This window comes from Paraburkholderia sp. RAU2J, assembly GCF_003634845.1.
Classification (GTDB): domain Bacteria; phylum Pseudomonadota; class Gammaproteobacteria; order Burkholderiales; family Burkholderiaceae; genus Paraburkholderia; species Paraburkholderia fynbosensis.
In genome coordinates this window covers 3,640,793-3,667,464 of sequence record NZ_RBXG01000001.1, presented here as the reverse complement: position 1 = coordinate 3,667,464, position 26,672 = coordinate 3,640,793, and the positions used below count along the sequence as shown (strand labels likewise).

The following is a 26,672-nucleotide window of genomic DNA, read 5'->3' as shown; positions in this document are numbered from 1 at the left end:
TTCGTTTGACCCGTATGCGGCGCGCCGCGACATGTCTGCTCGCTTGCATGATCGTGCTGCTGCTCGTGTGCGCCGTTCATCAGGCGGCGTATCCATGGCTTGCGTGGCTACGATCGTTTGCCGAGGCCGGCACGGTCGGGGCGATTGCGGACTGGTATGCGGTGGTTGCCCTTTTTCGGCATCCGTTCGGTCTGCCGATCCCGCACACGGCGATCATCCCGCAGAACCAGCAACGCATCGCCGAAAGCCTTGGCAATTTCGTCGACGAGAATTTTTTGGCACCGGACCTGGTCACCGGAAGGCTGAAGAACCACAACGCCGCAAAGGCGCTGGCGCAATGGCTGGCCGACGGGGCGAACAGCGAGACTGTCGCGGATGCCGTTGCCGAGTCTCTGCCCGGATTGCTGAACGCAATCGACGAAGAAGACGTAGCGCGGTTCTTCGATCGAATCGTGATGCCGCGACTGCGAACGTTCGATTTGTCTCACGCCGCCGGGCACTGGCTGCAGATTTTCGCTGACGGCGATCGGCACCAGCCATTGGTCGATCGAGGACTTCACGCGTTGGAGCAGTGGCTCGTCAACAACTCGGGCTTGCTGAAGGCGAAATTCAGCGAGGCTTCGCGATACACGCCCGCCAGATTAGATGGTTATATCGTCGACAGATTCGTCGAAGGCATCGTCGCGCTCGTGCATGAAGTGACCGACAACCCGGATCATGTGCTGCGGCGGCAGTTCGACAGCGCCTTGCTGGATCTCGTCGTGCAGTTGCAGACCTCGAGCGCACACCGCCGCTTCGGCAAATTGCTGATGCGGGATTGCATCCGGCATTTCAGGAATGGAGACTACTGTCGCGTGCTGCTGGAGAACGTCCGGCGGCACGTGGCAAATGATCTCGAGCGCGAGTACTCAGTTGCACGCGACATCGCGACCGCTTTGCTCGTTTCACTGGGCAAGGGCATCGCAGGCGCGCCCGCGATCCAGCACAAGCTGAACGCATGGTGGCTCGACGTAGCCCACTCGCTGGCCGTGCGCTATCGCGGCCAACTGCCGGCGCTGATCACCGAGGTCGTGAAAAGCTGGAACGCCCAGGAGGTCAGCCGGAAAATCGAAGCGGAGATCGGCCGTGACCTGCAATATGTTCGTATCAACGGCACGCTGGTCGGTGGCATGGCGGGCGTGTTGCTTCACGCTGCCACGTTCGTCGTGGTGCGGTGAACGCGTGCGCTTCGCTCAATCATCGTTCGAGGAGAGACAATCATGGACATTTGCGGCAACACCTTTCTGGTTACGGGCGGCGGTTCGGGGTTGGGGCGCGCAACTGTCGAGATGCTTGCAGCGGGCGGCGCCAACGTAGTCATCGCCGACTTAAATCATGACGCGGGCCTGCAACTGGCCGCCGCGCTCGGTGAAAAGGTGCACTTTTGCCCGACCGATGTGACGAGTGAAACAGATGTCGAGGCCGCCATTGCGAGCGCGCGCGAACTCGGGGGGAGCCTGCAAGGCGTCGTTCAGTGTGCCGGAATCGTTATCCCGCACAAAGTCCTCGGCAAGGATGGCACGGTCCATCCACTGGCGCTCTTTACCAAGGGTGTCGAGGTGAACCTGATTGGAACCTTCAACGTCGTCCGGCTGGCCGCAAAGACGATGGCTGATAATCTGCCTGATATCGAAGGCGAGCGTGGGGTCATCATCAACACGGCGTCGATCGCCGCATTCGATGGACAGATTGGTCAGGCGTGCTACGCGGCAAGCAAGGCGGGCGTGGCCGGCATGACTTTGCCGCTTGCCCGGGAAATGGCCCGCGCAGGCATCCGCGTGGTGACGATCGCCCCCGGCGTCTTTGAGACGCCAATGGCGGCAGACGTTTCACCGACCGTGCGCGACGCGCTGGCACAAAACGTCCTGTTCCCGCCGCGTCTCGGACGCGCCCTGGAGTTCGCGAGCCTGGTGGCGCATGTACTCGGCAACCTGATGCTGAATGGGGAAGTGATCCGCCTCGATGGGGCGGTGCGGATGCCGCCAAAATAGCGGCCCTATGTGTCAGTTCACCGCACAATGCCGGGTCTAGCTATGCCCGACCAGCCCCAGCGCTTGCGCGCGTGCGACGGCATGCGCGCGTTTGTCGACCGCCAGTTTCACGAAAATGCTCTTGACGTGGGATTTGACCGTTTCAGGGGCAATCCCGAGGTCGCGAGCTATCTCCTTGTTCGACCGGCCCTGCGCGATCAGATCGACGATATTGCGCTCCCTCGCGCTCAGCGCTTCGCGTTCCGCATCCCGTTGACGCTTGCCGTTGGGTTGATGGAGCGCACGCCAGCCGTCAAGCAGACGGTCCAGGTAATTCACCATCCCCCTCGTCTGCGCTGTGTTGCGTGTATCGTCGCGCACGGCCTGCAATAGCGGCCCGATTTCGGGCCCCTGGTCGAGGATCGACTGGTAGATGCCTGCGGGCGCACCCGCTTTCAGCACCTCGCCAAAGACTTCCATGGCCTCGTTACGTTGATTCGCTCGCATCCGGGCAAGTGCGAGCGCAGTGCTCAAACGTAACGCGAGGTAGTCGCCATGTCGGTATTCGGCGCTTCGCCGTGCGGCGTTCAACCATTCGACGGCTTCGTGTGTCCGGTTCTGGGTCATCGCAATGCAGGCCGCGGCGAGCGCGCGATAGTTGTCGATCTCTGCTGACACGGGAGGGGATGCTTGCGGGTCGCGAACTGCGAGTTCATCGAGTTGGGACACGCACGCCGAGGCTTCTGCCATCCTTCCTTCACTGATATGCATGCGCGTGCGCTCGACGAGCGCTGCTGCAATCAGCCGATGCCAACCTCGCCTGTGCCCGAGGGCCTGCGCACGGTCGAGCAACGCGTACGCCTCGGCGGTATTGGAACGCCCGATGGCAATCCGGATGAGCAGGCGATATGCAATCAGCGCGCTATCCAGCAAGGCGGCCAGATCGACGACCGGCATCAGATCGAGGACGAGCGCTTCGGCCTCATCCAGGCGGCCTTGCTCATACCGGATCTGTGCGATCATCGGCGCGCACAGTGCGGCGGAGATGGACTGCGGGCCGGAGTAGCGCTCGGCCAGACGCATCGATTCCATAAAATACTGTTCGGCAAGTACGAAGTGCATCTGTTGCATTTCCGCATGGCCAAGCAGGCATAGCCGGTACACCGAGGAGAACACATTGCGCTGATCTTCCTCGATCGAATAGGGGATCCAGGGGGTCGCATAAAGCGCTTCGAGGTCACCCGCTTTCCAGTGCCCGAACCGCACAACATTGGAAACGACGTTGGTGGTCCAGACATCGGTCGACGGCCGGTCGAGACATGGCTGTGCAATAGCGAGCGCGCGTTGCGGATCGTCCTGCAACGCAGCCAGCACCGAATGAATCGCCTGACATTCCCAATGGATGCGCTCAGTCTCGGTGCCCGTGCCGGCGGCAGCGTCTCGCTCCAGTGCATCGAGCATCGCAAGCGCATCGTCGAAGCGCATTGCCAGCGCCATTCCCCAGGCGATCGCCAGCCTGACCTGCACCTGCCCTCGCATCAGGTGCGCCGGGAACTGGCGTTGCCAGCCCAGCAGCGTGAGCAGATCGCCTTTCGTGACGAGCGCCATCGCGCAGCGGCCCATCAGCGAAATGGCGTCGTCGGTCGCGCCTGCTGCGATTGCGTGCCTGACAGCGTCCGTCCATTGCTCCTGTTGCGCGTACCACTGACACGCGCGGCGGTGCACGTCCGCCACCTCGCCGCGGTACTGCGTTTCCAGCCGCTGGCGCAAGTAGTCTTGCATCAGATGGTGATAGCGGAACCAGTGCCCTTCCACATCCATCGGTTCCAGCAGAAGCTGGCGCGCGGCGATCGCTTCCAGCATGGACTGGCTGCTCTCGGCGCCCGTCACCGCCTCGCACAGCGACGCGCTCAGCCGGTCGAGTATCGCCGTGCGCAGCATGAACTCGACCATCTGCGCGGGCAGACGTTTCAGCATGTCTTCGAGGTAGGACGCGAACGGCCGGGACGCGCCGGATGGCGTGCCTGATTCCGAACCCGGTTTGTATTCTTCGCGTACCAGCACGGAAGCCGAAATGCGTAGTGCCGCGGCCCAACCCTCGGTGTTCGCGAACAGCGACTTGATGGTGGAAGCGCTCAGCTTGCCCGGACACTCGCGCTCGATAAAGCATTGCGTTTCCTGGAAGTTGAAGCGCAGTGTCGAGGCGTCGATTTCCAGCAGTTCATTCCTTGCCCGCAAGCGCGCCAGCGGAAGCGTGGAATCGGCGCGGGTGCAGACCACCAGATGCACGTGCGACGGCACGTGCTCGATGAAGAACGCGACGACATCGTGAATGACGGGAAGGCTGATCAGGTGATAGTCGTCGAGGAAGAGATAGACCTCGTCATCGACTTCGACCAGTTCGTTGATCAGCGTCGCCACGATGGACTGCGCGGGAACGAGGGAGGCTTCGGCTGTCAGGCCGATCGCCGATGCACCGACGTTGCCGCAAGCGTGCCGCAATGCCTGCGCGAGATGGTGGAGAAAGCGGGCGGGTTCGTCGTCGTCTGTATCGAGCGAGAGCCACGCAACGTGCGCGCCGCACGTACGCAGGCGGTTGAGCCACGCGAGCGCCAGCGAAGTCTTGCCGAAACCCGCGGGCGCCTTGATGACCGTGAGCCGCTTGTCTTCGGCGAGCGCCGCCAGCTCGATCAGCCGCGGGCGATCGATCAACCCCGTCGGCAAGCGTGGTGGAAGAAGCTTCGTGGCAAGAAGCAGAGAAGGCCTGCCTGGCGCTATCACGTCGGTCATTTGCATCGGCGGCTCCGGGCACTCGGGTCAACCCTGGCTGCCATCCCCCGTCCATGCGATCGCGCTCCCCTGTACGGGGGATATTGCGCAGCGCCACGCTCAGTCACTATGGATTCCATAGAGGAGATCGAAGTGCAGCCGGACAACAGTCCAGTGCGCCGACTCACCGCTCGCGGCAGCTAACCGGGCGTGCGCCAGTACGGTGCACTGTTCACCCGATGATACGCCAACCACCTCGAAGGAGGAGACATGTCTACCGCATCGAATCACGTTGCAGCGCACAAACTCGGACCGCTTGGCGCGGAGCCGGAGTTCTCTGAAATGAGCCAGATGGTCCAGCAGACGGTGCATCGTTATGCACAAGAAGTGATGCGTCCGGTGGGTATCAAGCTGGACCGCATGACGCCTGAAGAAGTGATCGCGCCGGGCTCGCCGTACTGGGAGGCTCGCGAGAAATTCATCGGACTCGGATTCGGCGTCGACGGACTGCTGGAGCTCGAACCCGCCGAGCGGGCGAAGACGATGTGCATCCTCTTCGAAGAACTGGGCTGGGGCGATGCCGGACTCGCCATCACATACGGCGCAGGGCTGCTGCCCGCGTTGATGAGCGCGTCGTTTGGCAACACATTCTGCCGGGAGCTTTCACCGGACGAAAAGCTCGGCTGCTGGGCGATCACAGAGCCCGATCACGGCTCCGACATGCTGGACGCGAACGGCATGATCTTTCACCCGCAAGGCTCGTACGGCCGGCCCAACTGCGTGGCGACGTTGCGCGGCGATGAAGTGATCATCAACGGGCAAAAGTCGGCGTGGGTGTCCAATGGCATCGTCGCGGACGTATGCATTCTCTACTGCGCCGCGGACAGTGGTTCCGGCGTCGATACGAAGCGCGGAGCGGTGATCATCGTTCCGCTGGATGCCAAAGGCGTGTCGCGCGGCAAGCCGCTCGACAAGGTGGGCCAGCGCCCGCTCAACCAGGGTGAGCTCTTCTTCGAAGACGTCAGACTGTCGAAGGACCACATCCTTGCCGGACCCGACCAGTACCTCGAAGCCGTCTACGCCATTCACACGTTTGCCAACGCGATCATGGCCACTGTGTTCACGGGCACGGCACGCGCCGCGTTCGAACTGGCGCTCGCCTATGCACATGAACGCAAGCAGGGCGGCTTGCCGATCATCCGGCACCAGTCGGTTGCATCGCGTCTCTTTCACATGTTCCGCAAAGTAGAGGCGGCTCGTGCGCTCTCGCAGCGCGTCGTGCACTACAACTTCACGGCGCCGCAACCGTCACTGCATGCGGCGATGACCGCGAAGGTGACGGCAACCCAGACCGCCTTCGAAGTCGCCAACGATGCCCTGCAGATTTTCTGCGGCAACGGCCTCACCCGGGAGTACCCGATCGAAAAGATCTGGCGCGATGCACGCGCGTCGCTGATCGAAGACGGCTGCAACGAAATCCTCGCGATCAAGGGCGGCTACTACCTGATCGACCCGGAACTGCTTTGAACGAGAAGGGACGCTCACACATTCCAATGAAACCGGAAGGAGACGAAGAAATGGCAACGATATACGAAGTGGTGCTGTATGGCGCAAGTGGCTACACGGGCAAATTGACGGCGTGGAAGCTGGCCGAGCGCGGAATCCCCTTTATCGCCGCGGGGCGCAACAAGGAGCGGCTGGAAGAGGAAATGGCGAAGGTGCCCGAACTGGACGGACATGACTACCAGTGCGTAGGAGTCCAGCATGACACGGCTGCGTTGACCGAACTCTTCAGCGGCAAGAAGGCAGTGATCAACATCGTCGGGCCGTTCATGCAGCTGGGACAACCTGTGGTCGAGGCGAGCCTCGCTGCGGGTTGCCATTACTTCGACACGACAGGCGAAACCGACTGGATGTCGCTGCTCAAGCACTCATACGGCGAGGCTTTTGCGGCGAAAGATCTGGCACTGTGTCCGGGCAACTCGTACATGTGGACCGAAGGCAATCTGGCGACCGAGATCGCGCTGGAGACGCCGGGCATCGATACGCTCGACCTGGTTTATCTCGCCAATTCCGAAGTAAGTGTCGCGTCGACGATGTCGTTTCTGCGGATGTGCACGAAGCAGCAGTTTTTCCTGTCCAACAATGAACTGGTGCAATGGCCATGGGCGACGCCGTATCAGGTTCATGTGCCAGGAGAGCACGTGCTGCTGAATGCATTGCCCTGGGGCGGCGGCGGAGAGCCGATCTGGTACGCAGACGATCCGCGCGTGCGCAATTGCCAGACGCTCGTGTCGTTCAGGAACCAGGAGCGCTTTAACGCCGTGGTCGGCCTGTTGAAGAAGTTCGAGGCAGAGTGCCGCCCGCTCGATGCGGCCAGGCAGGAAGAGATCACCAACGAGTGGGGCAAGGCCGTGACCCAGGTCGAGCCCGGGCGCGAGGACCCCGACATCCACCGCTGCACGCTCTCGTGTCAGGGGCGAGGCAATACGAACTCGGTCAGCGTGATTCTGCGCGGCAATTCGCCGTATGCGCAGACGGGTGTACTGGGTGCGGAAGCCGCGCGCCGGGTCCTACGCGGGCAACTGCATGCAACCGGCTTTGTGTCACCGGCGCGCGCGTTCGGCGCACGCAACCTCGTCGCCGCACTGGCGGAAGAAGGCTATCTGGCACACGAGGTGAAAAGCGTATGACAACGGCGGCGGGCGCCGTGCGCTCGCCGCACCCGGAACTCAGTGGTGGAGAGACGAGATGAGCAGCGAAGTGTACATCGCGGGCGTTGGGATGACGTCCTTCGGCAAGCACCTGGACACGAGTGTGAAGCAGCTCACGCGCGTGGCCGTGGGAGATGCGCTCGCCGACGCAGGTTGTGACAGCAGACAAGTGCAAGGGGCGTTTTTCGGCAATTCCACGCAGGGGCATATGGAGGGTCAGCATATGATCCGCGGCCAGCTCGCGTTGCGTGCAATGGGCATCGATAGGATTCCTGTGATCAACGTCGAGAATGCGTGCGCAAGCGCGAGCACCGCGTTTCACCTCGCGGTCAACTACGTCAAGGCGGGCGCCGCCGATATCGTACTGGCGGTGGGCGCGGAGAAGATGTTCTCGCCGGACAAGGCGCGCACGTTCAGCGCATTCGATGGTGCGTGGGACGTGCACGACACGGAAAACGGCAAGCGCAGGCTACTGGAAATGGGCCACGGCATCGAGCCGCCCGAGGGCAGCGTATCGACGAAGCCCTACAGCGTATTCATGGACATCTACGCGTCGATGGGGCGCATGCATATGCGCGAGTTCGGGACCACGCAGCGGCAGTTCGCCGCCGTGTCCGCGAAGAACCACGGGCATTCCGTCCACAATCCGCTCGCGCAGTATCAGCAGGCCTACTCGATCGAAGAGATCCTCAGCGCTGCGCCGATCACGTATCCGCTCACGCTGCCGATGTGCTCGCCTGTCAGCGACGGCGCGGCGGCGGCGATCGTATGCAGCGAGGCCGGGCTCGAATTGCTCAGGGGACGGCGCTCGCGGGCCATCCGGGTTCTCGCATCCGTGCTGCAGACGGGAACCGATCGGCCGGCCGCGGCGCTTGACGAGCATCTGGTCCGGCTGGGTTCATCGAGCGCCTACGAGCAGGCTGGTATCGCGCCGCAGGACGTGTCGGTCGCCGAGGTACACGATGCGACGGCCATCGGCGAAATCATCCAGTCCGAGGTGCTCGGGTTGTGCGAGCGGGGAACAGGTGGCGTTTGCGCCGAACGGGGCGAAACCACGATCGGAGGACGGATTCCGATCAATCCGTCCGGCGGCCTCGAATCGAAAGGACATCCGATCGGCGCCACAGGGTTGGGCCAGATTCATGAGCTCGTCACGCAATTGCGCGGCGAGGCGGGAGCCCGCCAGGTGGAGGACGCGCGCATCGCGATCGCCGAAAACGGCGGCGGTCTGTGCGGTGTTGAGGAGGCCGTGGCCAGCATCACGATTCTGGGTCGATGAGACCGACGCGCCGCGTAAAGCCGAACAGCATCAGCAAGGAACCAAAGGAGAGTGTGTGCCATGAGCACGAGACCCGAAACCACGTTGGCCGCGTTGATCGCCAACCGCGTCGAGACCATGCCGGATCTCGGCGTGCTCACTGTCGAAGGAGCCGGTGTGCGGCCGGATGAGGTGCGCACCTACCGGCAGCTCTGGGAGAACGGCCAGCGGCTCGCGCAGGTACTGATCGATCAGGGCTTGCGTCCCGGCGAACACTTTGCGTTGCTGATGGCCAATCATGCGGAGTTCGTCGAAGCGATGGTCGCCGCATCGATTTCCGGCACCGTTTTCGTGCCGATCGATCCACGCGCGAAGGGCGACAAGCTCGCGTTCATGCTCGAGCACGCGCAATGCCGAGGCGTGATCGCGGCCGACTACACGCTCGATAACCTCATGGCCGTGCGGGGTTCGCTTGCACATCTATCCTGGATCATCGCGCTCGAAACGGATGAGGGCGGGAAGCCGCAGGCGGATTGCCCCGGTGTCGCGTCCTTGCGCGCGTTGCTGCCGGCGCACGTTCCTGATTTACCCGTCATGGCTCGCGACCCGGCCGGCGCGATGCAACTGATCTTCACGTCCGGCACGACCGGCGAGCCGAAGGGCATCGTGATGACGCATCAACGTTACTGCGCAACGTCGGCAGCGGTGTCGGCGCTGTTTGGTTACGTCTGCGATGACCGGCCGTACTCGGGACTCTCGCTCACGCATGCCAACGCCCAGATCGTGACGCTGGGTGCAGCGCTTACGGCAGGCATGCGCGCCGTGCTGTCGCGCCGCTTCACGAAATCGCGTCTGTGGGACATCGCCCGCAAATATGGCTGCACCACGTTCACGCTGCTTGGCGGCATGACGACGGCAATCTACAGCGAACCAGCGAAACCGGACGACGCGAACAACCCCGTGCGTTTCGTTATTTCCGCAGGGATGCCGGCGGCGATCTGGAATGCGTTCGAGGCGCGCTTCGGCGCTCGGATCGTCGAATTCTACGGCGCGGCGGAAGGCGGAATTACCGTGAATCCGCTCGGCGCCGGCCCCGTCGGCAGCATCGGCAAGCCAGTGCCTATCCTCAAGCATCGAATCGTCGACGACGACGGCAACGATTGCGCGCGGGGCGTGCCGGGAGAACTGCTGTTCAGGCCGGCGGACGGTTCGCCGTTCAACGTCGAATACTTCGGCAATCCGGAGGCGTCGGCGAAGAAGTGCAAGGATGGCTGGCTGCACATGGGCGACGTCGTACGCGAGGACGAGAACGGCTGGCTCTTCTTCGAATATCGCAAGGGCGGGGGGATTCGCCACAACGGCGAGTTCATCAATCCGGCACCGATCGAGAAGGTGATCGCCGAGTCGGGGGCGGTCGAGGACGTCTACGTCTATGGCGTGAAGGCGGCGTCCGGTGCGCCGGGTGAAAAAGACGTGGTGGCAGCCGTGGTGCCCAAACGCGCCAACGACTTCGACCCGCAACAGGTGTTCCGCGCCTGCCGCGCGAAGCTGGAAGCGAGTTCGGTCATTTCCTGGGTTCAAGTGGTCCCGGAAATACCGAAGACCGCCTCGGAAAAGCCACTTGAACGATATCTCGTCGACATGTTCGAGGGGCAGCCCGGCAGCGTGTTTGCGGAGCGCGCGTGACGCTTTGCGCAAGGACATCCGCAAGTCCAGAGACGCAGCGGATAACCCGCATATGAACCAAGCGACTTCCGTTCGGCCGGCGTGTGTAGTCGGCCCGAATGGAGCGCTTCTGTACCAACGGAGTAGTCAATGAAAGTACTTGTACCTATCAAGCGCGTCGTCGACGCGAACGTGAGGGTTCGCGTCAAGGCTGACGGCACCGCCGTCGATATCGCGAACGTGAAGATGTCCATGAATCCGTTCGACGAAATCAGCGTCGAAGAGGCCGTGCGCCTGAAGGAAGCGGGCGTCGTGACCGAGGTGATCGCGCTGTCCTGCGGCGTGCCCGCATGCCAGGAAACGCTGCGCACGGCGATGGCGATCGGCGCGGACCGCGGCGTTCTGGTCGAGACGGACGCCGAATTGCAGCCGCTCGCGGTTGCCAAGCTGCTCAAGGCGCTGGTCGACATGGAGCAGCCGCAACTGGTGCTGCTCGGCAAGCAGGCCATCGACGACGACGCCAATCAGGTTGGCCAGATGCTGGCGGCGCTGCTTGGCTGGCCGCAGGCGACGTTCGCATCGAAGGTGACGGTTGAGGCGGGCAAGGCCACCGTTACGCGCGAGATCGACGGCGGTCTGGAAACGATCGAGGTCGATCTGCCCGCCATCGTTACCACCGATTTGCGGTTGAACACGCCGCGCTACGCGACGCTGCCCAACATCATGAAGGCGAAGAAGAAGCCTCTCGATGTCGTGACGCCGGATGCGATGGGTGTCGACGTCACGCCGAGGCTGATGACGCTGAAGCTGGCAGAACCTGCGAAACGCGAAGCGGGCATTCGCGTAGCCGACGCCGCGGAATTGGTGAGCAAGCTGAAAAACGCACAAGTTATCTGATCGAAGGTGAGAAAAATGCCCGTACTCGTTATTGCAGAACACGACAACCAGACGCTCAGGATGGCCACGCTGAACGCCGTTACAGCCGCCGCGCGACTTGGCGAAGACATTCATGTTCTCGTGGCCGGATCGCAATGCGCAAAGGTGTCCGAACAGGCGGCCCACATTGCCGGCGTGACTCGCGTGCTTGCTGTCGACGCCACGCACTATGGCCACGCGTTGGCCGAAAACCTCGCCGCACTCATCGTGAAAGTCGCGGGGCAATACAGTCACATCATTGCGCCGGCCACCACGACCGCGAAGAATGTGATGCCCCGCGTGGCTGCGCTACTCGATGTCGCGCAGATCTCCGACATCGTTGCCGTCGAGTCCGCCGATACGTTCGTGCGACCCATCTACGCGGGCAATGTGCTCGCGACGGTGCGTAGCGCGGACGCCATCAAGGTCGTCACCGTGCGCACGACAGCCTTTGCAGCGGCACCGGCAGAAGGTGGAACGGCCGCGATCGAAGCGCTGGAGCCCGCTCCTGAAGTGCGAGGGTCGCGCTTTGTGAGCCAGCAACTGACGCGCTCGGAGCGCCCGGAGCTGACGTCCGCGAAACGGGTGATCTCGGGCGGCCGAGGCATGGGTTCCGGTGAGAACTTCGCACTGCTGGACGATATTGCCAACAAGCTTGATGCAGCCGTCGGCGCGTCGCGAGCGGCAGTGGACGCCGGATTCGCACCGAATGACTATCAGGTCGGCCAGACAGGCAAGGTGATCGCCCCGCAACTGTATATCGCGGTGGGCATTTCCGGCGCCATCCAGCATCTGGCCGGGATGAAGGACTCGAAGGTGATCGTCGCCATCAACAAGGACGAAGAAGCGCCGATCTTCCAGGTTGCCGACTACTGGATTGTCGGGGACCTCTTCAAGGTGTTGCCGGAGTTGTCCGGTGAACTGGACAGACTGCAACAGAACTGAATCGAGACTAACGATGAGCACCTATATTGCACCGCTGCGCGACATGCGCTTCGTGATGATGGAACTGGCCGACCTCGGCGCGCTGTCTTCATTGCCGGACCTCGAAGAGGTCACCCCGGAACTGGCCGACGCAGTACTCGAGGAGGCAGCGAAACTCGCCGCTGAAGTGCTTGCGCCGCTCAACAAGACAGGCGACGAGCAGGGTGCGCGCCTGACTCAGGGCGGCGTGGTTGCCGCAGACGGTTTTGCGCAAGCGTACCGGCAATTTTCCGCGGGAGGATGGTGCGGGCTCAGCGGCGATTCCGCGTTTGGCGGGCAGGGCCTGCCCGAACTGCTGCACGCGGCGACCGTGGAGATGTGGAATTCCTCCAATATGGCGTTCGCCCTGTGCCCGCTGTTGACGGCCGGCGCCACCGAGGCATTGCGGCAACATGGCTCGGAGGATCTCAAGCAGCGCTATCTGCCTGATCTGATCAGCGGCGCCTGGACAGGCACGATGAATCTGACCGAACCGCAAGCCGGATCGGATCTCGCCGCAGTGCGTACGAAGGCCGTGCCGGACGGCGATCATTATCGCCTTTACGGCCAGAAGATCTTCATCACGTGGGGCGACCACGACATGACGGACAACGTGATTCATCTCGTCCTCGCTCGCACGCCGGATGCGCCGGAGGGCGTGCGCGGCATTTCGCTGTTCCTCGTGCCGAAGTTCCTGCTGAACGCTGACGGCTCGCCGGGACAGCGCAACGATGTCCACTGCGTATCGCTTGAACACAAGTTGGGTATCCACGCAAGTCCAACCTGTGTGATGAGCTTTGGAGACAAGGACGGCGCGATCGGCTATCTCGTCGGACAGGAGAACAAAGGCCTCGCGCATATGTTCACGATGATGAACGAAGCCCGCCAGAAAGTGGGGATTCAGGGGCTGGCGATGGCGGAGCGCGCATATCAGCAAGCCCGCGAATACGCGAAGGAGCGCGTTCAGGGACGCCTTGCGGGCAGCCGTTCGGGCGAGGCGGTCGCCATCGTTCATCACCCGGATGTCCGTCGCATGTTGCTGACGATGAAGGCGCAGATCGAAGCGATGCGCGCGTTCGCCTATGTGATGGCGGCCGACATGGATCACACGCATAGGAACCCGGACGCCACTGAGCGCGCGCGACGCCAGGCACGTGTGGACCTGTTGATCCCGGTGCTGAAGGGATGGTGTACCGAGCTGGGCGTCGAGATCGCATCGCTGGGCGTGCAGGTGCATGGCGGGATGGGCTACATCGAAGAGACGGGCGCCTGCCAGTTTCTCCGCGATGCACGAATCGCGACCATCTACGAAGGCACGACAGGCATCCAGGCGGCAGACCTGGCGGGACGCAAGCTCGCGTCGGACGGTGGGGCGGCAATGTCCGGGCTTGTCGCGGAGATGCGAATCGTCGCACTGGAACTCGAGCGAAGCTCGGACGCGCAGCTTGCGTCGATTGGCACGGCCGTGTCGGCAAGTGTGCAGGCGCTTGAAGACGCCACCACGTGGATGCTGCGCACTTTAGCGGCAAACGTCGACGAGGCGCTTGCGAGTTCTGCCGACTATCTGATGATGACGGGCTATGTCTGCGGCGGATGGCAGATGGCGCGCGCTGCGCTGGCCGCGTCGAAGAAAGCTGCAGCAGGCGAAGATCAGGAATTTCACCGGACGAAGCTCGCGACTGCGCGGTTCTATGTGGAAAAGATCTTGCCGAAAGCCCACGCGCTTCGGGAGACGATCCTGCGCGGCGCCTCCGGTGCGATAGACATTGGGATCGAGCAGTTCTGAATCGAATGAGCAGGAAAGAATTTCTTTTATGGGCAAACGATTTTTCTGTAATTTTGGATAACTAATAAAAAATAGTTGGAGAGAAGTATGAAACGGATTGCATACCTCGCGCTCATAGCGGGTTTGATATGTGACAGCGCAATGGCGCAAAGTGCGGGGAGTTTCGTAACGAGTGTGGGCGGGGCATGGCTGGACTTCGGGTCGTCGTCTGCAACGGCGCTGCAGAGCACTTCGGCGGCAGGCACATTTACGTCGGCTGGAACGGGCGGTCAGATACATAATACGTTCACCGCGGAACTCGCATTCACGTATTTCATCACGGACCATATCGCGCTGGATCTGGCTTCGGGTGTGCCACCCAAGCTCAAACTCTACGCGCAGGGGACGGCCGCCCCATTCGGTTCAGGGGGGCCGACGCTCGCCTTCGGCAATCTGCAACCCCTCGCCACAACCAGATCCTGGCCGCCCATTGTCTTCCTCAAGTACTACTTTGGCGCGGCGCAGTCGCGGCTGCGTCCCTTTGTCGGTGTCGGTGTGAATTACACGTGGTATTCGCATACTGAACTAAATTCGACTTTCAGCTCGGCGTTGCAGCACGTCGCGGGGCCAGGCGGCCAGGCAAAGGCTTCGCTGAGCCCGTCGTGGAATCCGGCGTTCAATGCAGCCCTTCATTGTCTCCATGACTGGAGACAGAGAGGACGGCGGACTCACGCGGATTTTCGATGCCTGTCTGCAGAAGCTGTTCTCGCTCGAGGCAGTTTTGCAGGTGATTGAAGATGCTCAAAGCTGTGGCGATACGAGCGCTCTCCTTGCCGTCTAGGCATTGCTTGCTGTCATTGTTCCAGTAACTATAAGACCAACCAGACTGGTATTCGGCCTGCCGGCGAAAGGGCAACATGGCGTCATGAGCCCGTCATGACAAATATGTAGATTCGGTCCGCACCGAAAGAGTCGGTGTCGAATGCACAAAATATGATCTGAGAGAAGTTAGACAAATGAATCGACACACTCAAAGGATCGGTCATCTCGAGCGCAGTGCCGGGAATGACCGCCTGACGCGCGCCTTGGGCGCACGCCTCAATAGGGCATTGAAGCGCGCCGGCATCAGTTCGGCACGCGCAGCGAAGTGGGTGGGTGTGAGCGAATATGACGTGCAATATTGGCGAGGTGGAATCACCGTGCCGCCGCTGACCGCTTGTACGCGCCTCGCCGCCGTTCTCCATCTCGATGTTCACTGGCTTTGCACGGGGCAGTCTCCGGTCGCCTGATTCGCAGTTCGCGGGAATCGCGGGCCAAGGGGGTATGCTCCCTGGATTCCTGTACGTTGTGAAGTTCGCAGCCCGGTCGGCATCGCACTCGCAATGATGCCGTTTTTTTACGCATTTTTGATGCGGCACAGCAGGCGTCTCTTTCCGCAAACACGGAGGGAGTCGATGTGAAGGCAGTTAAACAAGATGCGGCGTTCGACCAGGCACGGCGCCTCAATAAGTACGAGATGGCGTTGTCGCGAGGCGCCTCGCATATCGCGAGCACGCTGTACGAGGAAAGCATGCTTGCGGCGGTGAGGGAGGTCATTCTTCACTTCGAGGCCTCGCACGGACGCGACGACTTGAAGGCATTTGCGTCCGCCGTTTCTCAGAAGACTGGCGCAGCGCGGGAATCGGCTGGCGGCCAAGGTGCTCCAGCACTTTTTTGAAAGCGGCTGTTTGCCAGAGAAGATACCCAGCGCGCGGCCAGTACCTGTTTCTGCTCGTCAACCTGTCGCCCGGAAGCTGAAAGGCACGTCCTCAGGCGAGGCGAGGCGCGCGAACAGCGTAAGCCGGATGTAGGTTGGCGATCCACAAGTGTCAATCCCGTCCTCGCGTTGTAGCGCTATAAGAGCCGTAATAAGCACTCAGATCGCTATCTCCGTGTTCTTCTGCCCCTCGAAGTACGTGGCGCGGAGGTGCCTCGTGATCGCTCTATCGATGGAAACATCAGTGGGTATACGTGAGCGCGACGCCTGCGATGAGCAATATCGCGCCCGGAACAAGCAGATGCCACAGATGACAAGCGGCCTTTCCCGAGGGAAACCGCTGCGCTAATGGCAGGGTTCAGCGCCGGGCAGCGGGTCGTCGACGACACACTCGTCCGGTGAACGAATTTCATCGCGGTTGATCGAAGGGCGGATGCTGTTTCGTTACGCTTAATGTCGGGCGCGTCCGGCAATTAGCCCGCGAGGGTACGCGGAGCCGATCCAGTCTTACCAGAAGTTCCGAACCCTGCTTTTGGATGTGAATGGGTATATTGGGTAGTGCAAGCACTGCGCGAATGCGCGTTCGCCAGTAGTCTGGTTGCATTACGACATTCGTCTTTGCGGTGTTGTGGCCGTAATCCAGATACTCCAACTCGGAGATCATCGTCTGGATATGAGCCAGATCTTTTTCCGCGTGGTTTGCGTTGACATAAGCGCTTGATGTCTCTCTGATTTATTGTTCGTCAATGTTCCATGGTCGTCAGGTTCGTACCGTTTTGCGCGCGACTTGTCGTGCTGTCGCATAGGAAGCCGTCACCGCCGGGACCGGGACCAGCGGCACCAGTCGTGGTGATCTAGGTTCCTGAGTAACTCTGCACGACGATATTCACGACAGTAGTGAGCGATCACGCCGGTTGCCGCAATCACCAATACGAACACACCGATCACAATCCCAAGCCAAGATTCACCCATTGCAGTCTCCTTCGTTGCGTCCGGTCTGCGATTACGGACCGGTTGACGGTGCACTACAGGCGTTTCTTCTATTCTTGCGTTGAACGTTCATTTGAACGACAGGCCGCAAGTCGGCGGACGTTGCTCAACAAGCCCGCCCGACGGCTTTCAGGACGGCATGGCCCTGTGGGGTGACGCTTAGTTGCCGCTGTCCGGTCGTCAGCAGTTCAATGTTCACCAGTTGACATGCCAGCAGCGTTTGAATTTCCTCTCGGTCGGGTCTGATCTGATCGGGTGCAGCGTTCACCAGCATCAAGGTGGTGAATTCATGCGGACTCAACATGCGTGCCTCCTTATGAAGCGGTATATCGTCAAACTGACGGGCTTAGTGCTGAAACCGATGTCCGGCGTCGCGATTACTGCTCGACATCTTTGCATTGATCTATTTAGTCGCCGTGCGGGGTCCCTTGGCAGTTTCGATGGCCTGCGTGGCCGCTTTGCGGACGGTCTCGCTCGCATGTAGGGAGGTCAGGAAGGTCGATTTCAATACGTTGGTCGCGGCTTCTGTCCCGGCGGGTGCGTTCTTCACAAGGTTGTCTACAAGTGTTCGTGCAGTGTGACTCTCATGCTCGTAATGTGCTTCGGCAACCTTCGTCAATTCCGCTTTGGTGTTCGACGCGATGTCGTATAACTGGCGGCTGTATGAAAGAGCCTGTTCGACTGCGGGCTGTATTAGACCGGCCTGCCACGTGAGGTATTCCTCGGGCGTCTTAACCGACAGCGCTTCATGCCAGTAAGCTTCGTTCGTTGCAAGTGCCGAATGGATAGTTTGCAGATTCAGTTCGATCAGAAGTTGGAAGCTCTCGAACGCCTTATTCGTCAAGGCGAACGTGGTGACAGCGTTGTCGGCCTGCGACGCGATGAATTGATCGGGTTCGAAAATGCTCATTCATGCTCTCCTTAATTATCGTCAATGAGCGCCCGATGGCGGTCGGCAGAGAAAACCGGATGCGCCACCGGACCGCCGGCCCGCAAGGCTGTACCTGACCGAGCGGATGCATTTCCCAATAAGTGGAATCATTCTAACGTCGTAAAAGCAACATTTGGAATGCTCTTATGTAGGGGCATCCCCTAGCTCTGAAGACATCAGAATGTCATCGGTGTGCCCGTCGAGCCTGTACTGGTAGATGGTGGCGAACGTGAGCGACAAAGGTATCGGCATCCCGGTATCGCAACTTGACCTTATGTTCGAAGCGTACGTTCAGCTAGCCATCCCCGGATGGCCGGTGGCGATCGGGTCTCGGCATCGGGCTGTCTGTCGTCCAGAACCCGGTTGATACGCATGGCGGCCGCGTCACCGCCGCAAGCGGCGGAGTAGGGAAGTGCCGGACAATATTGGACACCTTCATCGGAGAGTTGCAGCGGATGGGCCGGATGAACGCGCAGGGCGCGATATGCGGTTGCGTTGCTACGCTTTGTGGCAGCTATGCTTTCCTGCGAAGCTTGGGTTGGATTAGCGTGCAAAATCGTAAGACTGCCCCTTTCTTCTGTCGCTTCTCCGCCGCGAAATTGAGCTTTTTTCTCCGCGGTATTTCGCGTGGTATCTGCAAAAGCAGTTGGCGGAAAGCGCGCGCGGCGGGCGTTTTGCGAAAAGGCTCGCCCGGTTCCTGATCGAGCCATTTGCCAGCATGCCAGATACGCAGCCCTCGACGATGCGCCACGGGCTCAGCGTCGCAAGCAGCCTCATGCTCCATGCGAGACCCGGCGCCCGGCGTGCGGCGCGGGCAAATGCCAGCACCCAGCCGAGCAGCGCGATCTGGAGAAGCGGTACCACGACGATCATCATTGCAGCGGCGATCGCGATCGGTGCAACCGTGCCGTGCGCCAGCGCTGCCGCGGACCGCCAGAGCGTCGTCTCGCTGTGCAGGCCGGGCAGAGAAATCCGAATCACCGGGCAGACATTGGCGATCACGAAGACGATGGGTGCGGCGACGGTTAGCGCCAGCCGCCGATCAACGCCAAGCTGGTTCGCGAGATACAGGACGGCCGAACATTGCGCGCAGACGACGAGAGTCTGTGCGTGTCCAGGAACGAGTTCATGCATTCGAACGAAGATCTTGGGGCGACGGCAATTCCGCGGATGGTCGTCTGTCGAAAGATTAAAGGCATCAAGTTCAACGGTGATGTCTGGCCCGTCAAGAATCCAACCTGAGCTATCACGCCAGCGACCTTGGTGGCAGCGACCGACTGGTTGAGTCCCTCGCCACCGGCCACCTCGATAGTCATGTCCACGCCCTTGCCGCCGGTAAGTTCAAGGACTTGATCCTGCCAATTGGGGTATGTCTTGTAGTTGATTCCTGCATCAGCACCCAGCGCTCTAATTTTTTTCCAGGTTCGCATTGTTGCTGGACGTGCCGATAGCGCGCGCGCCATGTGCAACAGCAATCTGCGCGGCAAACGCCGCATCTTCAGCGTGACAACAGCGAAACGGTTGCAATGCCGAGGATGGTCATCGCGAGCGACGCGCTCACGTGAATGACAATCTCGCCTGCGGCCCAGCCGAGCCGGCCGTCTTGCAAGCGCTGCACGACTTCCGCTGAGAACGTCGAGAAAGTGGAAAGGCCGCCCATCAGGCCGGTAATGACGAAGAGCCGCCATTCGGGCGCGATCTGCGGAACCCGCGCAAATCCCGCGACCGCAACGCCGATGATGTAGCCCGCAATCACGTTGGTGGCGAGCGTGCCGAGCGGCAGGCCGCTAAACATACCGTTCAGGCGGATGCCGAGAAACCAGCGAAATAGCGAGCCGAGCGCGCCGCCAATGGCGACAGCGAGAAAGGACCAATACATGGAAGAAGACCTGACCAGACCGAAGTGTCGACAAACCGGGCTGAGCGTGGGCGAGGCGATGCCGCGTCCGCAGTCATCCGGGCGAAGCAGGCATCATCAGCCACGAGGGCGGTTAAAGGAGAATGCCATCTCCAGCGTCGAAGTCTAACATCGGCGGGGCATGTGGGGACAGGTCCAGGCCGCGCCGAGGGCGTGGCGCGCCGGTTTTTCGTCCGCGCCGGCGCTCGGATCGACGCGCCTCGCGGTGGAGCGGTGCGAGGTGAGCACCGGAACTCCCGGCGTGGCCGGTGCGCTCGCATGGGCAGCGCGTCAACGCCGTGCCCTCACGCGGAACGCGCCGCCCGCTGCGCTCGCACCAAGCCTCACTTCGTGCCTGTTATTCCGGCGTTGCCGAAATCTTGTGAATCGACAGATCCGCGCCGTTGTATTCGTCTTCCTGGTCGAGCCGCAGGCCCACCGTCAAACGGATCGCGCCGTACACGATCGAGCCGCCGAGCGACGCCAACGCGATTCCGCCCAGCGTGCCGATCAACTGCGAGCCGAATGACACACCGCCCATGCCGCCGAGCGCGTGCTGACCGAAAATCCCCGCCGCGATGCCGCCCCACGCGCCGCACAGGCCGTGCAACGGCCACACGCCGAGGACGTCGTCGATGCGCCAGCGGTTCTGCACGCAGGTGAACATATACACGAACAGCGCGCCCGCCATGCCGCCCGTCACCAGTGCGCCGAGCGGATGCATCACGTCGGAGCCGGCGCAGACCGCCACCAGACCGGCGAGCGGACCGTTGTAGGTGAAGCCCGGATCGTTGCGGCCGGCGAACCACGCGCTCAGCGTGCCGCCGACCATCGCCATCAGCGAATTGACGGCGACGAGGCCGCTGATCTTGTCGACCGTCTGTGCGCTCATCACGTTGAAGCCGAACCAGCCGACCGTCAGCACCCACGCGCCCAGCGCGAGAAACGGAATATTCGATGGCGGATGCGCGGCAATGCCGCCGTCCCGATGGTAGCGCCCGTGCCGCGCGCCCAGCAGCAGCACTGCCGGCAACGCGACCCAGCCGCCGAACGCGTGCACCACCACCGAGCCGGCGAAATCGTGAAACGGCGCGCCGAGCACGTGGGCGAGCCAGTCCTGGACGCCAAGACGCCCGTTCCACACGATTCCCTCGAAGAACGGATAAACGAAGCCAACCAGCACGAAGGTCGCGAACAGTTGCGGATTGAATTTCGAGCGCTCCGCGATGCCGCCCGACACGATCGCCGGAATGGCGGCGGCGAAGGTCAGCAGGAAGAAAAAGCGCACCAGCGCGTAGCCGTTGTGCGCGGCCAGCGACTCGGCGCTGCCGAAAAACTGCACGCCGTACGCAATCGTGTAGCCGATGAAGAAATACGCGATCGTCGAGACGGAGAAGTCCACGAGAATCTTGACCAGCGCATTGACCTGATTCTTTTTGCGGACCGTACCGAGTTCGAGAAACGCAAACCCCGCGTGCATGGCCAGCACCATCGCCGCACCGAGCAGAAGAAACAGCGTATCGGTGCCGGTTTTCAGACTTTCCATCGATGTGTCCTGCGTATGCCAAAAAAGCGGGCAATGAATGCAAGAAGTGGGCCAAAGTTGTGCCGAGAAGTGTCGATGCGGTGCAATCCAGCACCGGCGTGGATTCCTCAGATGCATGACACCTGTAAGACGCTGTTTGGTGTGCACCGGGAAAAGACACGAAAAGCACAATTTAAGTGCACATGAATTAGCACGCTGTGGAAATGATCCAGATGAGGGCGGGATATTCGATTTTAATTACTTTTCATTCAAAATCCTGACGCGTTGTGGTGCTTTGCGAGATGTCCGGCCGGCCCGGCAAACGCGCGGTGCACGGTTGACCGCGAGCGTCTTTGTTTTCCTGGGCAAACGTCGACATAATGTGCCGACCCCGTGAATGATCTACGGCCAACGACCTTCAATGCGCACGCATGAGACTCACAACTAAAGGCCTGTTGCTGATCGCCATTCCGGCTGTGTTCGAACTGGCGCTGTTGTCCGGACTGGTCAAGGCCCAGTCCGACGCGGCGCTGGCGGAGCGTTGGGCCATTCATAGTGAGGACGTGCTGCGCCAGAGCGCGGCGATTCTCGATCCGGTGCTGGGCGAATCGGTGGCGCTGCGCGGTGCGGTGCTCGCGAACGACACCCACTTCGCCACGCCAGTCGCGGTATGGGTGGATGTCGACCGCCGCATCGACGAGCTGGCTGAACTGGTCGCCGACAACCCGGCTCAGGTCGAGCGTGTGGTGCAGGTGCGGCAGGCCGTGCAGGCGTATCGCCAATGGTCGGACCGGATTCAGGATCTGTTGCGCTCGGGGTTGCGGCACGACGTTCTCCAACGCTTGCGCGATCCGGCGAAAAGCGACGCGCTCGATCGCTTCCGTCAGCAGATGGTTGCGTTCCAGGCGCAAGAGCGGCGCATCGATGCGCTGCGCTCGACCGCCGCCGGCGTCGCGCGCGAACAGCAGCAGACTTTGATCGCCGCGGCGGCGTTCGGCTCGCTGCTGTTCGTGGCGCTGGCGATCTGGTGGTTCACGCGCGGTGTGCGCGGACGGCTCGCGCTCCTGTCCGACAACGCGGGGCGCCTCGCGGGCAACGAGCCGCTGGCGCCGCTCGACACCGGTCGCGATGAAATCGCCCGCCTCGATCTGACCTTGCATGAGACGAGCCGGCGTCTGCTCGAAGCCGAGCGCATCCAGGCGCGCTTCCAGGCGGACCTCACGCGCCGCACCGGCGAACTGGCGCAGATCAACGAGACATTGCGACAGCAGACCCAGGAAAACGAGATGTTCATCTACAGCGTGTCGCACGATCTGCGTGCACCGTTGGTGAATCTGCAAGGCTTCTCGAAGGAACTGATCCGTGCCTGTGACGAACTGCGCGTGACGGTGCGCGAGTCGTCGCTCGCCGAGCAGTCGCGGCAGCGGATCGAAAGGGTGGTCGACGAAGATATCGGCGAAGCGCTGCATTATCTGCAGACGGCCGTGTTGCGGGCTTCGCACATCATCGATGCGCTGTTGCGGTTGTCACGGGTCGGTCGCGTCGAGTATCGCCGGCAGAAGGTGGACATGCAGGACATCGTGCAGCGCGTGATCGATGCGATGCGGGGCTCGATCCGCACGCGGCGTGCTCGCGTGAGCGTCGGCGAGTTGCCTGCGGTGTGGGGCGATCCGACCGCGCTCGAGCAGGTGTTCGCGAATCTGGTGGGCAATGCGGTGAATTATCTCGACCCGGCGCGCGAGGGCAAGATCGAAATCGGGACGACGCCGGCGCCGCCGGGGGTGCATTCGTTACGCATTTTCTATGTGCGCGACAACGGCCAGGGAATTCCGGCGGTTGCTTTGCCGCGGCTTTTCAACGCTTTTCAGCGCTTGCACGGCAATTCGACCGCCGGCGAGGGCATCGGCCTCGCGCTCGTGCGCCGGATGGTCGAACGACACGGCGGACGCGTGTGGGCGGAGTCGCAGGAGGGGCGGGGCACGACGTTTTATCTGTCGCTGCCCGAAGCCGGTATGCGGTCCGAGGAAGCGGCTGTCGCGGCGCCAGGTTTTCCGTCGATACGGGGCGAGCGCGGTTGGCGCGCGGACCTCGACGGTCGTGAAGGCGCGAAAGCAGGTGACAACCGGACAGTGCATTCCGTCGACACCGCGCCCGGTGTCGGCTCGCGCTGATCGGCGCGGGCGCATGAGCATGCCGGCTATGCGGTTCAGTGCGCGGCGAAGATGCGCCGTGGCTTGAGCAGCTTGCTGCCGCGAATCGACCAGTAACAGCCGCAGGCGAGTAGAACGGCGACGCCTGTCAATGCCTCGATCGGTGCGGGCTGCAAACCGGGCAGGCCGCCGATCGTGAAGAGGCCGCGCGCGACGATCAGCAGTGCCGCCCAGATCGAGCACGCGGCTTGTACCAGCATGCGAGTGCCGGTTACGCGCCGTGCGCGGTTGTCGCTCGACCAGTTGGCCGGCGTGCGCGCGCAGAAGAAAGCAATAGCCATCAGCGTGATGGCGAGGATGAGGATCCAGTCGATCAGTTCCATCGAAAAACACTCCCAAGTCAGCCCCAGACTTTAGAAAGGTTTTGCCGTGCGAACTATCGGACGAATCTCAAATGCAAAATGTTGTGCCGTGTTTCGGCGAACGCCTGGTGCCGCGCGGGCAGGGCGCTCGCCGTCGAATTTCGCGCTAGCTTAAAGCTCGATCCGCGTGCCGAGCAGCACGAGGAACTGGCGCAGCCATTCTGGATGCGCGGGCCATGCGGGGGCGGTGACGAAATTGGCGTCGGTGATCGCGGCGTCGACCGGAATGTCGGCATACTCGCCGCCAGCCAGTTTCACTTCGGGCGCGCAGGCCGGGTACGCGGAAATGCGCTTGCCGCGAATGACGTCGGCGGCAGCCAGCAGTTGCGCGCCGTGACAGACGGCGGCGATCGGCTTGCCCGCTTCGGCGAACTGCCGCACGACTTCGATCACTTTGGGATCGAGCCGGAGATACTCCGGCGCGCGGCCGCCGGCGATCGCCAGCGCGTCATACTGGCGCGGATCGGCGTCGTCGAACGACGCGTTGAGCGTGAATTGATGCCCGGGCTTTTCGGTGTAGGTCTGGTCGCCCTCGAAATCGTGGATCGCGGTCTTGATCCGGTCACCCGCTTTCTTGTTCGGACAGACCGCGTCGACGATATGGCCGACTGCCTGCAGCGCCTGAAACGGCACCATTGTTTCGTAATCCTCGGCGAAGTCGCCGGTCAGAAACAGAATCTTCTTTGCCGCCATCGTATGCCTCCAGTTGATCAATGGAAAACAGCGAACCCATTTCGACATTCATCGATGCTTACGCAGTCTACTCCATCGCGTTTGACGAAACCGCGACGGATTGCGTGAGCGAGCGTCCTCACATGGCGCACCGTGCCGCGAACACGGCGGCTCGCGCTTCCCAGTGAGTCAGTGCGGCGCAACGGCGTATGATGAGCGCGTTTTCGCACGTGGAGGCCGCTCGATGCGGCTCAATTCAAACATGACTTCATCTCTCTATTGTTCGTTGTTGCGCCGCGCGGCGGTCGTGGTCGTCGTATTCGGCGCACTGGCCGCGTGCCAGAAGAACGATGCGTCGGCCGGACAGGTTGCCGGCAAGCTCAACGACGCCGCCCAGCTCGCCGGTCAGAAGCTCGACCAGGCAGCGAGCTACGTCGGCCAGCAGGTCGATGCGACCAAATCCGCCGCGCAGCAGAACCTCGAATCCGCCTCCGCGCCGTCGATCAACATCGACCCGAGCGCCCTTGCTTCGAGCGCGCAGGCCAATCTGCAAAGCGCGGCGAGCGCGACTCACGCGCAACTCGGCAAGGCCGCGTCGCTCACCGGCCAGAGCCTCGAAACGGCGGGGCGCAAGCTGCAGGAGTGGTCGGCGCAGAATACGGCGTCGTCGGCGCACGCGGCGGCTTCGTCAACGGGCGATTCGGCCGATGCGCAAAAGCAGATGGACAAGTGACATGCCAGCCGGTTCGATCGTCCATTTGACGGCCGGGTTAAATGTAATTACCATGGTTACATATTGTGGTCGCCGGGCGGGTGTGTTGTGAATACGAGTAGCCGATTTGCATTTGCGGTGCACGTGCTTGCGCTGTTGTCGCTGCAGGAGGGCGTGCCGCTTTCGTCGGAGATGATCGCGGGCAGCGTGAACACGAATCCCGCGCTGATCCGTCGGCTGTTGACCATGCTGGCCGAGGCGGGTCTCACCACCTCGCAGCTCGGCTCGGGCGGCGGCGCGCTGCTGGCTCGTGCGCCCGCGCAGATCACCTTGCTCGACGTCTACCGCGCGGTGGATGACGCGCAATTGTTCGCGCTGCATCGCGAGGAGCCGAATCCGGCGTGTATGGTCGGGCGTAATATTCAGGGAGTGCTGCGCGGCATCATCGACGAAGCGCAGGAGGCGATGGAAGCGTCGCTCGGCGCTCGTACGTTGGCCGACGCCACAGCCGACGTGGTGCGCGCGGAGAAGCAGCGCGAGCGCAAGCGGCGTGCGCACGGATGAGGCGGTGACGAAGCAGTATCGGAGGGCGCATGTGCGGCACATGCGTCTGAGAAACGGACGGGGCGCGAGCCCTCTTTTTTCCGCGATATATGTAATCAATGTAGTTACATATAAATTCATCACAGGAGTTAGAAAATGAGCAAGCAACTGAAGATCGCGTTGTTCGGTGCGACCGGCATGATCGGGTCGCGGATCGCCGCGGAAGCGGCCCGTCGCGGGCATCAGGTGACGGCGCTGGCGCGCAATCCGGCGCGTGTGCCGACCGACGTGGCGAATCTGCACGCGGCGCAAGCCGATCTGCTCGACGCCGCAAGCGTCGGCGCCGCGGTGCGCGGCCACGATGTCGTGGCCAGCGCTTACGCTCCGCCGCAGGACGATCTCGCGACGCTCGCGAAGGCGACTCACGCGCTCGTCGAAGGCGTGCGCGCGGCGGGGTTGAAGCGCGTCGTCGTGGTGGGCGGCGCGGGTACGCTGGAAGTCGCCCCAGGCAAGCAACTGGTCGATACGGACGGGTTTCCCGACGTGTACAAGGCGATTGCGCTCGCCCATCGCGACGCATTCGACTACTACCGCGGCATCACTGACCTCGACTGGACTTTCTTCGCGCCGGCCGCGCTGATCGCCCCCGGCGAGCGCACCGGCCAGTTCCGCACCGGCGCGAACACGCTGTTGGCCGACGCGGAAGGCAACAGCCGCATTTCCGCGGAAGACTACGCGATCGCGTTCGTCGATGAACTGGAGCAGGGCCGCTTCGTTCGTCAGATCGCGACGGTCGCCTACTGACGCGGACACCGGCGAAGGCGGGCGGCGCGAGCATGCGGTGTTTTCACCGTCCCCGTGGGGGAGCGCGGGCGATCCGGTCCGCGATGGCAGCGGCAAGTCGACAAGGCGGCGCCGCGACACCGCTGCGTCACACGCGGCGCGCCGCGGCGACGCCGATAGCGTAAAGCGCACCGCGAGGAAGGCGAGCTCGCCATGGTGTGCTTTCCAAGCCC

At 62.1% G+C, this 26,672-nt stretch carries 24 protein-coding genes and 1 riboswitch; of the genes, 15 read left to right on the top strand and 9 right to left on the bottom strand.

Going from position 1 to position 26,672, the window contains the following annotated elements:
* The first annotated feature begins 14 nt into the window (after nucleotides 1-14).
* Nucleotides 15-1,217: a DUF445 domain-containing protein gene (locus tag B0G69_RS16680; protein ID WP_121318732.1), complete on the top strand. Its 1,203-nt coding sequence runs from the start codon at nucleotides 15-17 to the stop codon at nucleotides 1,215-1,217.
* Between the two features lie 42 nt (nucleotides 1,218-1,259).
* Nucleotides 1,260-2,030, top strand: coding sequence for an SDR family NAD(P)-dependent oxidoreductase (locus B0G69_RS16675; protein WP_121318729.1), 771 nt, complete (start codon nucleotides 1,260-1,262; stop codon nucleotides 2,028-2,030).
* 36 nt (nucleotides 2,031-2,066) lie between these two features.
* Here the strand turns inward: B0G69_RS16675 and B0G69_RS16670 are convergent, their stop codons facing one another.
* Entirely contained in the window at nucleotides 2,067-4,805 is a 2,739-nt protein-coding gene (locus B0G69_RS16670) for a LuxR C-terminal-related transcriptional regulator (protein ID WP_241991337.1), read from the bottom strand.
* A gap of 243 nt (nucleotides 4,806-5,048) precedes the next feature.
* On the opposite strand from B0G69_RS16670, the gene B0G69_RS16665 reads away from it, so the two are divergent.
* From B0G69_RS16665 to B0G69_RS16620, 9 genes are all read left to right on the top strand, one after another.
* Nucleotides 5,049-6,305 (top strand): acyl-CoA dehydrogenase family protein, encoded by a 1,257-nt coding sequence (locus tag B0G69_RS16665; protein WP_121318727.1) that lies wholly within the window; start codon nucleotides 5,049-5,051, stop codon nucleotides 6,303-6,305.
* Between the two features lie 50 nt (nucleotides 6,306-6,355).
* The gene (locus tag B0G69_RS16660; protein ID WP_121318724.1) at nucleotides 6,356-7,471 is read left to right on the top strand and encodes a DUF5938 domain-containing protein; all 1,116 of its coding nucleotides are present in this window, start codon (nucleotides 6,356-6,358) and stop codon (nucleotides 7,469-7,471) included.
* A 58-nt stretch (nucleotides 7,472-7,529) separates the two neighbouring features.
* Nucleotides 7,530-8,771: a thiolase family protein gene (locus B0G69_RS16655; RefSeq protein ID WP_121318722.1), complete on the top strand. Its 1,242-nt coding sequence runs from the start codon at nucleotides 7,530-7,532 to the stop codon at nucleotides 8,769-8,771.
* A gap of 60 nt (nucleotides 8,772-8,831) precedes the next feature.
* A complete protein-coding gene (locus tag B0G69_RS16650; RefSeq protein ID WP_121318719.1) occupies nucleotides 8,832-10,436 on the top strand; it encodes an AMP-binding protein in 1,605 nt (534 codons plus the stop codon).
* 129 nt (nucleotides 10,437-10,565) lie between these two features.
* A complete protein-coding gene (locus tag B0G69_RS16645; RefSeq protein WP_121318717.1) occupies nucleotides 10,566-11,312 on the top strand; it encodes an electron transfer flavoprotein subunit beta/FixA family protein in 747 nt (248 codons plus the stop codon).
* Between the two features lie 15 nt (nucleotides 11,313-11,327).
* On the top strand, nucleotides 11,328-12,275 hold the full coding sequence (locus B0G69_RS16640; RefSeq protein WP_121318715.1) for an FAD-binding protein: 948 nt from the start codon (nucleotides 11,328-11,330) through the stop codon (nucleotides 12,273-12,275).
* 13 nt (nucleotides 12,276-12,288) lie between these two features.
* Nucleotides 12,289-14,079 carry an acyl-CoA dehydrogenase C-terminal domain-containing protein gene (locus tag B0G69_RS16635; RefSeq protein WP_121318713.1) on the top strand — a complete coding sequence of 597 codons (1,791 nt, stop codon included), beginning with the start codon at nucleotides 12,289-12,291 and terminating at the stop codon, nucleotides 14,077-14,079.
* Nucleotides 14,080-14,166: 87 nt separating this feature from the next.
* Complete coding sequence (locus B0G69_RS16630; protein WP_121318711.1) at nucleotides 14,167-14,853, top strand: OmpW family outer membrane protein; 687 nt, start codon at nucleotides 14,167-14,169, stop codon at nucleotides 14,851-14,853.
* A 661-nt stretch (nucleotides 14,854-15,514) separates the two neighbouring features.
* Nucleotides 15,515-15,775 carry a hypothetical protein gene (locus B0G69_RS16620; protein WP_121318706.1) on the top strand — a complete coding sequence of 87 codons (261 nt, stop codon included), beginning with the start codon at nucleotides 15,515-15,517 and terminating at the stop codon, nucleotides 15,773-15,775.
* 1,135 nt (nucleotides 15,776-16,910) lie between these two features.
* On the opposite strand, the gene B0G69_RS16615 is transcribed toward B0G69_RS16620, so the two are convergent.
* The 6 genes from B0G69_RS16615 to B0G69_RS16585 all read right to left on the bottom strand — a co-directional run bounded on the left by B0G69_RS16615 (nucleotide 16,911) and on the right by B0G69_RS16585 (nucleotide 21,178).
* Entirely contained in the window at nucleotides 16,911-17,108 is a 198-nt protein-coding gene (locus tag B0G69_RS16615) for a hypothetical protein (protein ID WP_121318704.1), read from the bottom strand.
* A gap of 99 nt (nucleotides 17,109-17,207) precedes the next feature.
* Nucleotides 17,208-17,714 carry a phasin family protein gene (locus tag B0G69_RS16610; RefSeq protein WP_121318701.1) on the bottom strand — a complete coding sequence of 169 codons (507 nt, stop codon included), beginning with the start codon at nucleotides 17,712-17,714 and terminating at the stop codon, nucleotides 17,208-17,210.
* Nucleotides 17,715-18,278: 564 nt separating this feature from the next.
* Nucleotides 18,279-18,869: a paraquat-inducible protein A gene (locus tag B0G69_RS16600; RefSeq protein ID WP_121318698.1), complete on the bottom strand. Its 591-nt coding sequence runs from the start codon at nucleotides 18,867-18,869 to the stop codon at nucleotides 18,279-18,281.
* Nucleotides 18,761-19,165, bottom strand: a complete 405-nt coding sequence (locus tag B0G69_RS16595; RefSeq protein ID WP_241991336.1) for a zinc-binding dehydrogenase — start codon at nucleotides 19,163-19,165, stop codon at nucleotides 18,761-18,763. The genes B0G69_RS16600 and B0G69_RS16595 overlap by 109 nt, the downstream gene beginning before the upstream one ends.
* Nucleotides 19,166-19,233: 68 nt before the next feature.
* Nucleotides 19,234-19,614 (bottom strand): fluoride efflux transporter CrcB, encoded by a 381-nt coding sequence (gene crcB, locus B0G69_RS16590; RefSeq protein ID WP_121318696.1) that lies wholly within the window; start codon nucleotides 19,612-19,614, stop codon nucleotides 19,234-19,236.
* Between the two features lie 80 nt (nucleotides 19,615-19,694).
* A riboswitch (Fluoride riboswitch) is annotated at nucleotides 19,695-19,756 on the bottom strand.
* A 234-nt stretch (nucleotides 19,757-19,990) separates the two neighbouring features.
* Nucleotides 19,991-21,178 carry an ammonium transporter gene (locus B0G69_RS16585; RefSeq protein ID WP_121318694.1) on the bottom strand — a complete coding sequence of 396 codons (1,188 nt, stop codon included), beginning with the start codon at nucleotides 21,176-21,178 and terminating at the stop codon, nucleotides 19,991-19,993.
* A 410-nt stretch (nucleotides 21,179-21,588) separates the two neighbouring features.
* On the opposite strand from B0G69_RS16585, the gene B0G69_RS16580 reads away from it, so the two are divergent.
* Nucleotides 21,589-23,328, top strand: coding sequence for a sensor histidine kinase (locus B0G69_RS16580; RefSeq protein ID WP_121318691.1), 1,740 nt, complete (start codon nucleotides 21,589-21,591; stop codon nucleotides 23,326-23,328).
* A 35-nt stretch (nucleotides 23,329-23,363) separates the two neighbouring features.
* Here B0G69_RS16580 and B0G69_RS16575 read toward each other — a convergent pair whose 3' ends face one another.
* On the bottom strand, nucleotides 23,364-23,690 hold the full coding sequence (locus B0G69_RS16575) for a hypothetical protein (protein WP_121318689.1): 327 nt from the start codon (nucleotides 23,688-23,690) through the stop codon (nucleotides 23,364-23,366).
* A gap of 150 nt (nucleotides 23,691-23,840) precedes the next feature.
* A complete protein-coding gene (locus B0G69_RS16570; protein WP_121318687.1) occupies nucleotides 23,841-24,422 on the bottom strand; it encodes a DJ-1/PfpI family protein in 582 nt (193 codons plus the stop codon).
* Nucleotides 24,423-24,663: 241 nt separating this feature from the next.
* Here B0G69_RS16570 and B0G69_RS16565 point away from each other — a divergent pair, with 241 nt between their 5' ends.
* From B0G69_RS16565 to B0G69_RS16555, 3 genes are all read left to right on the top strand, one after another.
* Nucleotides 24,664-25,134 (top strand): hypothetical protein, encoded by a 471-nt coding sequence (locus B0G69_RS16565; RefSeq protein WP_121319483.1) that lies wholly within the window; start codon nucleotides 24,664-24,666, stop codon nucleotides 25,132-25,134.
* 87 nt (nucleotides 25,135-25,221) lie between these two features.
* Nucleotides 25,222-25,677: an Rrf2 family transcriptional regulator gene (locus B0G69_RS16560; protein ID WP_121318684.1), complete on the top strand. Its 456-nt coding sequence runs from the start codon at nucleotides 25,222-25,224 to the stop codon at nucleotides 25,675-25,677.
* Nucleotides 25,678-25,812: 135 nt separating this feature from the next.
* Nucleotides 25,813-26,460 (top strand): NAD(P)H-binding protein, encoded by a 648-nt coding sequence (locus B0G69_RS16555; protein WP_121318682.1) that lies wholly within the window; start codon nucleotides 25,813-25,815, stop codon nucleotides 26,458-26,460.
* Nucleotides 26,461-26,672 lie beyond the last annotated feature (212 nt).